The sequence below is a fragment of the Paramuribaculum intestinale genome (genome assembly GCF_003024925.1).
Lineage (GTDB): Bacteria > Bacteroidota > Bacteroidia > Bacteroidales > Muribaculaceae > Paramuribaculum > Paramuribaculum intestinale.
This window is the reverse complement of sequence record NZ_PUED01000086.1, coordinates 1-11411: the sequence shown is the minus strand read 5'-3', so window position 1 is coordinate 11411 and position 11411 is coordinate 1. Positions and strand designations below refer to the sequence as shown.

Annotated in this window: 17 protein-coding genes; 14 read left to right on the top strand and 3 right to left on the bottom strand. The window is 50.6% G+C overall.

All coding sequences use genetic code 11. The features are described 5' to 3' along the window. The 3 genes from C5O24_RS14660 to C5O24_RS07670 form a co-directional block, all read right to left on the bottom strand. Positions 1–155, bottom strand: a 155-nt coding sequence (locus C5O24_RS14660) for a PM0109 family protein (protein ID WP_500690276.1), incomplete at its 3' end; no start/stop codon positions are given. A gap of 420 nt (positions 156–575) precedes the next feature. Next, positions 576–866 carry a hypothetical protein gene (locus tag C5O24_RS13800; RefSeq protein WP_133165499.1) on the bottom strand — a complete coding sequence of 97 codons (291 nt, stop codon included), beginning with the start codon at positions 864–866 and terminating at the stop codon, positions 576–578. A 36-nt stretch (positions 867–902) separates the two neighbouring features. Beyond that, the gene (locus C5O24_RS07670; protein WP_107036339.1) at positions 903–1556 is read right to left on the bottom strand and encodes a glucosaminidase domain-containing protein; all 654 of its coding nucleotides are present in this window, start codon (positions 1554–1556) and stop codon (positions 903–905) included. Positions 1557–1639: 83 nt separating this feature from the next. Between C5O24_RS07670 and C5O24_RS07665 the strand changes: the two genes are divergently transcribed. From C5O24_RS07665 to C5O24_RS07600, 14 genes are all read left to right on the top strand, one after another. Beyond that, entirely contained in the window at positions 1640–2425 is a 786-nt protein-coding gene (locus C5O24_RS07665; RefSeq protein ID WP_107036340.1) for a DUF4099 domain-containing protein, read from the top strand. A 2-nt stretch (positions 2426–2427) separates the two neighbouring features. Then, on the top strand, positions 2428–3669 hold the full coding sequence (locus C5O24_RS07660) for a MutS N-terminal domain-containing protein (RefSeq protein WP_107036341.1): 1242 nt from the start codon (positions 2428–2430) through the stop codon (positions 3667–3669). Positions 3670–3714: 45 nt separating this feature from the next. Further along, positions 3715–3942 carry a hypothetical protein gene (locus C5O24_RS07655; protein WP_107036342.1) on the top strand — a complete coding sequence of 76 codons (228 nt, stop codon included), beginning with the start codon at positions 3715–3717 and terminating at the stop codon, positions 3940–3942. Further along, positions 3926–5266: an ArdC family protein gene (locus tag C5O24_RS07650; protein WP_107036343.1), complete on the top strand. Its 1341-nt coding sequence runs from the start codon at positions 3926–3928 to the stop codon at positions 5264–5266. The genes C5O24_RS07655 and C5O24_RS07650 overlap by 17 nt, the downstream gene beginning before the upstream one ends. A gap of 13 nt (positions 5267–5279) precedes the next feature. Then, entirely contained in the window at positions 5280–6464 is a 1185-nt protein-coding gene (locus C5O24_RS07645; RefSeq protein WP_107036344.1) for a toprim domain-containing protein, read from the top strand. Between the two features lie 17 nt (positions 6465–6481). Beyond that, positions 6482–7207, top strand: coding sequence for a hypothetical protein (locus C5O24_RS07640; protein WP_107036390.1), 726 nt, complete (start codon positions 6482–6484; stop codon positions 7205–7207). Positions 7208–7235: 28 nt separating this feature from the next. Continuing rightward, the gene (locus C5O24_RS07635; RefSeq protein ID WP_107036345.1) at positions 7236–7781 is read left to right on the top strand and encodes a topoisomerase C-terminal repeat-containing protein; all 546 of its coding nucleotides are present in this window, start codon (positions 7236–7238) and stop codon (positions 7779–7781) included. A gap of 8 nt (positions 7782–7789) precedes the next feature. Further along, on the top strand, positions 7790–8320 hold the full coding sequence (locus tag C5O24_RS07630) for a hypothetical protein (protein WP_306254315.1): 531 nt from the start codon (positions 7790–7792) through the stop codon (positions 8318–8320). A gap of 24 nt (positions 8321–8344) precedes the next feature. Beyond that, positions 8345–8527: a BF3379 family histone-like protein gene (locus C5O24_RS07625; protein ID WP_107036347.1), complete on the top strand. Its 183-nt coding sequence runs from the start codon at positions 8345–8347 to the stop codon at positions 8525–8527. A gap of 59 nt (positions 8528–8586) precedes the next feature. Beyond that, a complete protein-coding gene (locus tag C5O24_RS07620) occupies positions 8587–9240 on the top strand; it encodes a hypothetical protein (RefSeq protein ID WP_107036348.1) in 654 nt (217 codons plus the stop codon). Positions 9241–9620: 380 nt separating this feature from the next. Further along, positions 9621–9860: a hypothetical protein gene (locus C5O24_RS07615; protein ID WP_107036349.1), complete on the top strand. Its 240-nt coding sequence runs from the start codon at positions 9621–9623 to the stop codon at positions 9858–9860. A gap of 11 nt (positions 9861–9871) precedes the next feature. Continuing rightward, positions 9872–10360, top strand: coding sequence for a hypothetical protein (locus C5O24_RS07610; protein WP_107036350.1), 489 nt, complete (start codon positions 9872–9874; stop codon positions 10358–10360). A gap of 11 nt (positions 10361–10371) precedes the next feature. After that, positions 10372–10611: a DUF6926 domain-containing protein gene (locus C5O24_RS07605; RefSeq protein WP_107036351.1), complete on the top strand. Its 240-nt coding sequence runs from the start codon at positions 10372–10374 to the stop codon at positions 10609–10611. 63 nt (positions 10612–10674) lie between these two features. Further along, positions 10675–11298, top strand: a complete 624-nt coding sequence (locus C5O24_RS07600) for a hypothetical protein (RefSeq protein ID WP_107036352.1) — start codon at positions 10675–10677, stop codon at positions 11296–11298. Positions 11299–11411: the final 113 nt, after the last annotated feature.

Here is an 11411-nt window from a genome sequence, read left to right as displayed (position 1 = left end):
TTAGAGAACCATTTATACCCTTCACATACTGGGAAATCCAATTTTTTGCCAATAAATCTTACAATACCCATCATCCTTTTTTGATAGGCATAAATGATTCTGTGAGCTTTTCTTACATCACACAACGCATCTTTAATCGAATCTATATTTGCCATATATTCTTGTTCTTAGTTAAAAGTGGTTTACTTGGTTTGTAAAATCTACTGAAAGAGTTATTATGTGACAATACATCTATTGTATTTGTGTCAAAGCTACCTGTTTCCAATGAATCCAACCATTCGATATTAAAGAACCCATGGATTTCAAAAGCATCTACTATGTCATCCAAAATTCTTTTAATATGATTGGGCAAAGGCTCATTAATCAACTTTGATACGGAATTTAGAATGTTAAACCAACTTGCTTTATATATAGGACACGAGAAGTTATTAATAGTCACCTTATTATGTTCGAGAGTAGTATTCCCGCCAAGAGCCAAGAGCACCACATTCCTATTATCCAATTCGTGAGTATTAAGAAATGCTTTAATCTCGTTCCTCCATTGTTCATAATACTGCCCTGACTCGTCACTTTTCTTAGCTTCTATAATTATTAGTGCATATAATGACATCTGGTTCTACAATCCTTGCATTTGAAGTTTCAGCGGCATCCCAATGTTCCCAAAAGCCGATATAATCAACATATCCTATATCATTTGGAAAAGGGCTGTTGATTCCACAAGATTCTTTAAGAATTTTATTGAAAACATATGGTGGAAGATACTGCATCAAGCCTACTACAGAAGACGTAAGTGTATCTTCTGACGGACGAAAGGTAGGATCTGCAAAGGAAGCTTTTAACTTCTTATGTAGTAAGGCTTGTAACATAATGCAAAATTACAAAATAATTTGAAAACAAGCAATCTACAGTTGTTTCAGAACCTTTATGATGGCGTGGATATAGCCGGGGTCTTCGGCATAGCCGATGTCGCGTAGCCAAAGGAGGTAGTTGCCGCCCTTGTAGCGGTACTGGACTTTGGTATAGTAGGCACGGACACTTTCGGTCCAGTGGTTGAATTCGTAGTAGGTCTTGGTGCGCGGGTTTGTCAGGCCGAAGAGATTGTGTTTGTTGCGGCAGACGGATGAACGGAACCAGCCTGTCTCCAGTATTGCCTGTGCCAGAACTATGTTCGGATGCCGGATGCCGTTGCGTTTTATCTCCGCGAGGAGATTGGGGATGGTAAGTTCCGGTAGGCTGGCGATTGAATCGGGTGTACTCCTATTATATAATGTGTTTCTGGTGGTATGTGTAGATGGCTTGGCGTCGTACTTGTTCACGTTCCGTTTCCGGTCAGATGGCGCAGGGGATGTTGTAGCTGTGATTGAGTCGGAGTTGGAGGTAAAATCAGTTCCCAAAGTCTCTTTTTCTTCTTTTGACTCCTTATTATTAACGGTTTGCATATATGAGACGGCTATTTCGCGCCCGAAATTGCCGTCTAAGCTGATTGTGTTGAACTGTGCCTGCGCGTTGACCGGGACGGCCAGTAGCAGGGATATGGCGAGAATAGTGTCGTGCATTTCTTTTCGCGGTTTGAAGTGAAAATAATTTTGTGGTGTTCAAGCGGTTCGCATCGCAAATTTAATCCACCAATATCTACCGAATGGAAATAGACAACAGAAATCAACAGACTCAGCTTCCTTACGAGAAACTGGCTCTCCTCGGCATTGACCGTGAGAAAGCGGACAGATTGCCGCAGGAGTTCCGTCAGAAGCTCGTTGACGGTGAAGTGACACCTCTGATGCAGGTCTCCATAACTGCCCGAAACGGGAACGTGATAACGTTGCCCCTGAAATTGCAGATGGCGCTCGACCAGACGGGTCAGGCTGTCCTCATCGCTTATCCCGTCAGAAAGGCCCTCGACGAGGAGAAGGTGCGCGAGCTGAGACTCACCACAAACGAGGCAGAACGTCTCCGCAATGGTGATGTACTTCAGAAAGCCATCGACATCAACGGAGAGAAGACACAACATTATCTCCAGCTCGATCCGGAAACGAAGTCCATAATCCAACGCAAGGTAAACGACATAAAGGTCGAGCAGCGCATCAAGGATATGGAGAAAGTCAACGACATTGAGCTTGGCACCCAACAGAAACAACAGGTGCGCGACGGCAAGCCTGCCGAGCTAAATGTGGGAGGCGAGAAAGTGACAGTCGGCATTGACCTTAAAGAGCCGCAGGGTTTCCGCGTGGTCAAGGGTGACATGAAGGAATGGGAACGACAGCAGAAACTCCGCTACGACGAGCTGCATCCCGAATATATCGGCCTGGTTCAGACCGATAAAAATGCCTGGGAGTATAAGCAGGTTGTCGATAGACACTCAACTGAACGAGCCATCAATCTCGACCCTGACAGGAAGCGCGACCCAAATTCCGGAATGAAGATGTAGCCATGAAGCAAAAGCCTGAAAATATCGACGGTATTCTCGACCAGTTCGTCAAGATGAAAGAGAAGCACCCGGACGCATTATTGCTGTTTAGAATCGGCGACACTTACCAGTCGTTCAAGCAGGATGCGGTCAAGGCTTCGACCATTCTCGACATCGAGACCAGGGAGAAGAAAGTGGACGGGAAGAAGGTCAAGAGCATTGGGTTTCCGCATCATGCCCTCGACACCTATCTGCCAAGACTTGTCAGAGCCGGAATGAGGGTCGCCATCTGTGAACAGCTCGAAAAGCCGCAGAAAATCGAAAAAGAGAAATCACAATCAACCACCAACGAAGCAGATATGCCAAGAAAGAAGAAAGAACAGGCCGCGCAGGAAGAGCCTGTCAAGTCCGTAAAGGCTGACAAACCTGCCGAAGAGAAGAAAACCGAGGTCAAATCTGAAGCTAAATCAGAACAAAGCCAAGAGGCCAAGGCGGAGCGCAAACCGCGCGAGCCGCAGATGGTGACTGTCAACGGTGATAAGGTGACCCACGGACACGCCTATCAGAGCAAGACCAATCCCGAGGACTGGTACTTCACAGCCAAAATCAACGGCGAGCAGCTCAAACCGCAGAAGATGGATCCCGCTGACCTCGCAGCCTATCAGAAGAAGGAGATGACCGTGCCCCAGCTCATGGAACGCTACTATCCCACCAAGCTCATGCAGCGTGTGCCGGACGTGGCGTTCCAAGTCGCCAACGTGGTGTCCGGTCCCGAGCAGCGACCGCTGACAGTCGATAAGTTCAACGTCTACAAGGAGAAGGACGAGCAGCGCCCCGACTTCGGCCGCTACAAGTTCTACGCCGAGGTGGACGGACAGAAAATGTCAACCGTCGCCTCGCGCCAGGACCTTAACGCTTATTTCGACCGTGTGCAGACCCCGGGGCAACTCGTGGAGAAGAATTTCGGCGAGCGTCTGCACCTGCCGAGCCATTACCAGCAGTTCCGGCTGCCTGAGGGTGTAGAGGCATCTGTTGTGCGGATCGCGAAAGACCGCTCCGACAACAAGTGGAAGGTGTCTGCCGACCTCGGCGAGCACGGGCGCACCGACAAGAAGGAAATCTCGTTTGATGACGGCTTCGCCCTGTTCAAGACCAAGACCGCCACCCGCGAGCAGATAGCCGCCAAGTATCTCGGCGAGGATATAAAGACCATGCTTAACGGTCCGGTCATGAGCATGGAGAAATCGCAGTCAATGAAAATGTAATCCGGCCATTCCAACATTTTTAATCCGATAAATCAGAAACAGAATATGTCAGTAATTAAACATGAGGAGCTTGTAGAGTTTCTTCAGGAGGGGCGCATCGGCCACCTCCAGTTTGTGATGAACGGCGAGAACGCGCAGGACTATCTCGACTGGTGCCGCAGCCACGGCACCGACCCGAGCGACGATTCAGCCGAGTTCTACATCGAGCAGACAGAAATCGACGCGATGGAACGTCAGCTCATCGACGACGAGGAATATGGCCTCTGGTTATAAGCCGAAGGCAGGCTCCCAGCAGACGGCGGGTGCGGGTCAGGCCGCGCTCGACCGTTTCGCCGAGATGATGATCGGGCGCATGGAACAGATGAAGGCATCCGACTGGAAGCAGGGCTGGATCGGTGGCGCCAACGGCTACGCCGGACTTCCCCAGAATGTCAGCGGACGCAATTACTCCGGCTCCAACTCCTTCTTTCTTCAACTCTATTCTGCCGAGAAAGGATATGAGATGCCTGTCTATCTGACTTTCAAGCAGGCTCATAATCTCAAGGCCCATGTGCTCAAAGGTGAGAAGGCATTCCCGGTTGTCTACTGGGACATGATGGTAAAGGACAAGGACGGCAGGCGCATCAGCTCGGACGAGTACCGCGCGATGGACAAGGATATGCGCAAGAACCTGGAGGTCATTCCGTTTGTGAAAGCATTCCCTGTCTATAACATCGACCAGACGAATCTGCGTGAGGCTCAGCCTGAGCGTGTCCGGAAACTTCTTGACAGGTTCAAGGTGCCCGGGCTGCGCGACACAAAGGGTATGTACGCCCATGCCGCACTCGACCGCATGATTCAGCAGCAGTCGTGGCTATGCCCGATTCAGGCGGACAAACGCGAGAACGGAGCCTACTACTCTCCCTCCCGGGATATAGTGGTGCTCCCGATGAAAGCCCAGTTCAACACCGGCTCGACACCCGAGGAGGTCTATCGCGACGGCATGGAGTTCTATTCCACCATGCTTCATGAGATGACCCACTCGACGATGACCCCCGAGAGGCTCAACCGGGAAATGGGCGGTAAGTTCGGCGACCCGAAGTATGCCAAGGAGGAGCTTGTGGCGGAGCTGACCGCAGCAATGATTTCGCATTCTATGGGGTTTGACCCGAAAATTACCGACAACTCGGCGGCATATCTCGACTCATGGATAGCGACCTTGAAGCAGGAGCCGAAATTCATCGTTTCGGTAATGGCTGATGTCAACAAGGCGTCCGATATGATTCTCGACCGTGTTGACGCCCAGCGTCTTGTTCTCGGGGAACAGCCTTATCTGGCGAAGAACGACCCTTTCGTCACTCTGTCTGATGAAGAGATTCCGTTCAAGAACGCGGCCATTGTCAAGACACGCTCCGGCGACTATGCAATCAGAGCCACCTACGACGGTGTTGACCTCGGTCTGAAGCCCATAAAGAAATCGACAGCGACAACCTACTTCCAGCTCACCGATATAAAAGACAAGGACGCTTTTCTCATAATGACAGCGAGAAAGCAATATGAGCCGGAAATTGCCAATCTCGGAAAATCGCGGGAAAAATCGCCGTCACTAAGCATTTAATGACCACAAGGGTATGGGAGAATACAAAGTGAATTTCAAAAACTTGAAATCCCGTGTCGGTGTCGATGACATCGCCTACGCCCTCGGCTACCGTCTCGACCGCAAGGCCGGCGTCGGCAAGTACATCGAGCTGGTGTTGGGTGACGGTGCCAACCGCCGTGACACAATCATCGTGAGCAATCCACGCGACAAGGCGGCTCAGACCTTCTTCCGTCGTGATGGCAGCAAGGGTGATGTCGTGACACTGATCCGAGAGAATCTCGGCTCCTTCTTTGTCACCGGTAAGGACGAGTGGCAAAAAATAGCCAAGGTCATGGCCCGATTCGCCAATATGCCGGAACCGGAGTATAAGGAAGACCGGGAATATGTAAAGTCGGCATCGGTCAGCCATACTTTTGACAGTACGCGATATGAGGTGAAGCCGGTTGACCCCAACAGGATTCCACGGCTCTTCTCCCTCAGAGGCATTGCTGATGAAACGGTCAGAAGCCTCTCTGAACATATAGCACTGATAAGGGACAAGAGGAACGAGAATTTTGACGGCTACAATATCGGCTTCCCTTATACCGAGGGATTGGACTCTTCGGTAAAGGGCTATGAAATCCGTGGCATGGGTGGCTACAAGTCAAAGGCTGCCGGAACGAACTCATCGTCAGCCGCATGGATTGCTGATCTTTCGGGCGGCAATAACGGGCTTGTCAGGAATGTCTTTTTCTTTGAGTCGGCTTTCGACGCTATGGCTTTCTACCAGATGAACCGCGCCCAGTTGGGCAACAACATCGCCCTGGTCTCCCTTGGTGGCACATTTTCAGATAAGCAGGTGACTAAAACAATGGAAAGATTTCCCAATGCCCGGGCGTTCGACTGCTTCGACAATGACCTTGCCGGACGTGTCTACGGTCTGCGTATGATGGCTCTGTTGGAGAATATTCCCCTTAAAGTCACCAAGACCGAGGACGGACTGAAAGTCGAGGCAAAGGGTAAGTCCATAGATGTCGATACAGGACGCTCTATCATACCGCAGGTAAGTTCGGCATTGTCGCTCCGCTACCGCATGGGCCAGTGGCCACCTCCCAAGGCTTTCAAGGACTGGAACGACTGTCTGCTGAACAAGCCGATGAAGCCGGAGATTTCATCAGACAAGAACGACCGCGACATAAACCTCGCGGAGCAACGCAAATTATCACTCAAAATCTAAAGATAATGATATGCCGTATGAAAAAAGGTGCTGTCGGCCTCGCCATATCTCTGAGCTGCTTGACGAGTGGCTTGCCACTATGCGCACAGCAGACAGACCCGACGCTGACGGCCACTGTCATTCTCCAGACCGAGGAGCTGAAAAGCATCCACAAGAAACGGAAGAAGACCCAGGAACAGATAATCGCGGCTGAAGCTGCCGTGACTGTCGCCCTCGACCGCGTTCATGCCGTGGAGAACAAGATGCTTGAATATCTCTCGAACGCCCAGGGTGCGATGCAGAATCTATATCAGATAAAACGTGCCGGCGAACTGGTGCTGACCGAGATTCCCAGGAATACGGCTCTGCTAAAGAACTCGGTAAAGGGTAATCTCAAGGGAACGGCGATAGCCCTGCTTGTTTCCGATGAAATCAGTGATGCCGCCGCCCAGATGGCAGCACTTTATCCTTTCATGCAACAGCTTGTTACCTCCGGCTCATACAATGTCACCGGAGATGACGGCAAAAAAGAAAAGCATAAGGTGAATCTGCTCAATTCGGCCGAGCGGTACTATATCGCCAATGAGGTGGTATCGAGGCTGGAAGCGATAAACACCGACCTCTTTATCCTCGCATGGCAGGTCAGGACACTTTCGTGGGATGCCCTGTGGTTCTCTCTCGACCCGGAGGGCTGGGCCTCGGTTATGTCGGGCAAGGCTGTGGTTAACGGTCTGATTAATGACTGGAAGTATATCAATTATTGAAACAATCAACAATTCAACCATTACAGATATGGAAAACGAAAAGAAAATCATAGGTCGCTGCCCTGTGTGTGGCGGCAACGTGGTGAAGACCTGCAAGGGTTATCGCTGCGAGAACAATACCGGGGAGGCTCCAAAGTGCGGGGTCTTCATCAACGGTGTAATCGGCAACCGCAAGATGACCGATGAAGAGATAGCCATCCTGTTGGAGAAGCGTGAGATTATGCTCGACGGCTTCGCCACAAAGGAGTGGAAGACATTCCCGACCGTGCTTGTACTTAACGACGACGGCTCTGTGGATATGCAGTCCATCATTGGAAAGTGTCCGAAGTGCGGCGGCGACATCCGCGTCGGTTCCAAGGCGTTCAACTGCTCGAACTACAGCCATCCGTCCGCGCCGTGCAACTTCGTCATCTGGCGCAACATCGGCGGTCATCTGATCACGCTCGACGAGGCACGTCAGATATGCGCCGACGGCATCACCGCCAATCCGGTGGAGATGTACCGTGAGGACGGCCAGCGGTTTGAAAAGAAACTCGGTGTCTCACCCGACAAGTCACAGGTCATAAGGGTATGAAGCCGGGAATGAAACTCGCAATCCTTCTCATAGGAGGGTTGCTCGTGTGGGGAGGAATATTTTTCCTCGCCTGCCAGCGTGAAGACCCGAAGGAACGTGCAAGAGCTGTGGCGGAGAAGTCGCTGTACTCCTGTGTGGACTGCCCTGAGTCTGTGAACATCAAGGCGGTAAGCAAGGCTGACTCAATCTTCGGCCGCGATTACGTCACTACGGAAGAGAGCATGAACATAGCCATGGCCATGCTCAAAATCAACGAGAAAGTGATGCAGGCCACCGACAATATGGAGAACTTCGACTTTGAAGACCGCTCTACGTCGGCGCTCATGGAGCGTCAGATGTCCTCGCTGTCCGCACTGCGCTCGCTCGTCACAGTCAAAGACCCCAATGACAAAACGCAGAAGCCCTTTAACGGCTGGAAAGTCAAGATTGAGTATGAGGCCAAGAATGAGGACGGTACACCGTATCACTCGGAATACTGGTTCATACTCGACAAGGAGGCGACCTGCGTTGTAAACTCCTTTGAGATACCGCTTTTATAAACCGTCAAATATCACTATTTCAACATGAAAGACCTTATCGAACAGATTTCAGTCAAGGCGGAAGCCTTTCTGAAGGACGCCAATTCCCAGCTTGAAAAGGGAAACAAGGCGGCAGGTCTCCGTGCCCGCCGCACTTCGCTCGAACTTGAACCGCTCCTTAAGCAGTTCCGCAAAGTCTCTCTGAAAGCATCAGAGAGGAAAGATTGATCACTATGCCGCCCCGGCACATTCGCTTGTGTCGGGCCGGCTTTATCTAACATTATCTCATGAAGCCGAAGACACCGTATCAGAAAAGAATCGTCGAACTCAACAAGTCGGTTGGAGCCATATCTAACAATATAATCGAATGGGCCAGAGAGAACGCCATAACTCACCCGGCGGTCAGACGCACGAACAATGTCACCGTCTGCCCGATGTGCGGCAATGCAATGGTATATGCCGGAAATGCCCGAAAGGTGAAGTGTCTGGAATGTGAACGGACACTTCAAGTTATCGAAGCCGATACATGGAAATCCATCAAGGGAACACTAAAGGGATGGTTTTCGACACTCGGTGTCATCGACGGATTGCAGGTGCAGCGCACCTTTGAGATACGGTGCCGCTATTTTATGAAAGACCGTAAGCGCGAATACTCCATCCGCGAGCTTTGCCGTCACTGGCTTTCGCCTGACGGTTCCATCGCAATAACAGCCTTGCCCCGGCTTATGGGGCAATTCATAGATTCATTCCCTTTCAACGGTAAGATCGAGCTGCGAGGCTCGTCGCAGATGGTTTATGACTACATCGCCGACAATGCCGAAGTCTATCCTGAATATCAGCTTATACCACTCTTGTCTCACTCCCTAACTCTTGAAGACATATTCGGCTACGGCAGGCAGACAACTTTGCAAAAGGTTCTGAAAATTGCCAATAAAGAATAATAGAACAATAGATTGCTATCAAAACAAATCCACTGAATTTTTCTTTTGCCATTGTATGTAGGAATGCCTGGTGCGTGAGCATCGGGCTTTCTATTACCCTGTTGCACCAGAATACTTCACGCATCCGAGGATTTTTCGCTACGAAGTTACGGAGGGCGGTGCCGACTGCAAGTGACCGCTTCGCTTGTCTGCGATGAAAATGCCGACAGCCTTCCGCAAATCATAGATTTGGGTATTCCGTCATTTTCATCTTGCCGCACTTGCCTTACGCCACCTCATGCCCTCCGTCTGTCTTGCATCGAAAAATTTCCCCGGACGCGAGAAGCCATCAGGCTTCGACCAAAGGGAGAAAGATTAGGACACTTCATAAGGAACAGACTATGGACAGACAGGAAAAAATCAAGGCGTTATATGCCTCGGTATCGAAATCGAAGGTACACCGCGAGTACCGCGACCGCATCAGTTTCATGCGAGGCTGGAACGGTCAGAAAATAGCCGCCACTCTCAAAAAGGTATGCACATACCACATCGACCATCCCGACACGCCCCTCGGACTCATATACGCCCAGGCGTTCAAACTCAAAGTAAATGGCTCAATTCCCTCAGTAGCAAACTTCTAATCTCCATCGCCATGCACAGCACAATATTTCAAATCGCAGAGCAACCCATCGGCACCGATGAATATGTAGGCATCGACCACGTTGAAGCCGGAGAAATGACCTCTATCGACTATTGTCGTGAGGTCAGCCAATCAGAGAGAGCCAAACTTATCAAGACTCTTGCTCACCGCATTCTTCCGGCAGGTATGTTCAGCGTCAATCCCGATGGAGAGACGCTGACCTACAAGGGAGGTTTCACTGAGTGGAGCAAAGAGTACACCGCCTCACTGCATGAAAAGGCAGAGGCAATCATCGAGACCAACGTCTTCAAGTGTGCCGGACCCGCTTACCGACTTCAAAAGGCTATCGCCAATCCGCTTGACACCGACACTCTCTTCATCACAAACTATACGGAGGGCATGGGAGTCGCAGAAAGGTCACGTCAACTAATGCGCCTAATCGGCAGTCTGCAAATCGGAGCAAAACTATATATCGGAGCAATCCTTGACTATCACTTCTAATAATCAGCACTATGGAATTTTCAATAGAACCAATACCCGTATGGGCCATGTGTTACTTGGTTAACGCAGACACCGAGGGCATAACAGACGAGGAGAAAGCCATCATCGACAAATGGTGGGAGCAAAACAATGTCGTGACGGTCAGTCCGGCAACGGACGAGGAAGGGAGCAGCCATCCGTATTTCAGCCATTTCCCAGCTTTTGGACTTGGCTCAGACGTAATCGACTGCAATGTAATGATGATGAAGTAATCAGCAGGTAAAATCAGTCGCTCCGACAACACAGGTCGGAGCGGCACAACACCCAATACACCTATGGAATATCAGGAAGCAACCGCTATCGTCGGAAAGAAATCCGGCTTATACGACGTGACCACTATAAACGGCATCCATCAGCGAAGACTCTTCATGTCGCAGGACGGACGCTTGTGCGAGTTCGCACCACGCTCACGAACAAAAGGTTTTCCTATCGGGAGTCAAGCCGTTGAGCATTGGACAGCACTCAATCCGGCAGAGCCGAAGACAACCAACATCGTCAGAAAGTTCCAACGCTATGCAGCCAAGGCAGACTTTACATCGCCGTTCATCAGAAAGTGTCTTGAGGCCGACCCCGAAAAAGACTGCTACGCCAACGGACTTACCACCGGCACACATATCGACGGAGAAATCATCTCCCTACAAGCCATCGCCCGATATGACGACTGGGCGGTAAGCCAGTTCCGCAAGGCTCTCCGTGAACGGCAGAACTACCGCTCATGCCGCTTCGACTTTCGAGGCTACGACGGCGCCCTGTGGCTTGAAGTCGTGACCGAAGACACAAAGTACAGCCGTAAGGGAGACATCATCGCCGGATTCAGCAAGGAGTATCGAGGCTGCGGCAACGGCTACTACTACACCCTCATCGACAACGAACACTTCATCGGCACCGACATCGACTGAAAGCGTTTGTGACATGAAGCCACCCCGACCGAGGTAAAATCCGGTTGGGGCGGTTTTACTCCGCAAGCTCCGCAAAACCGCCCTGTTGGGAAAACAAAACTCATTGGAATAAC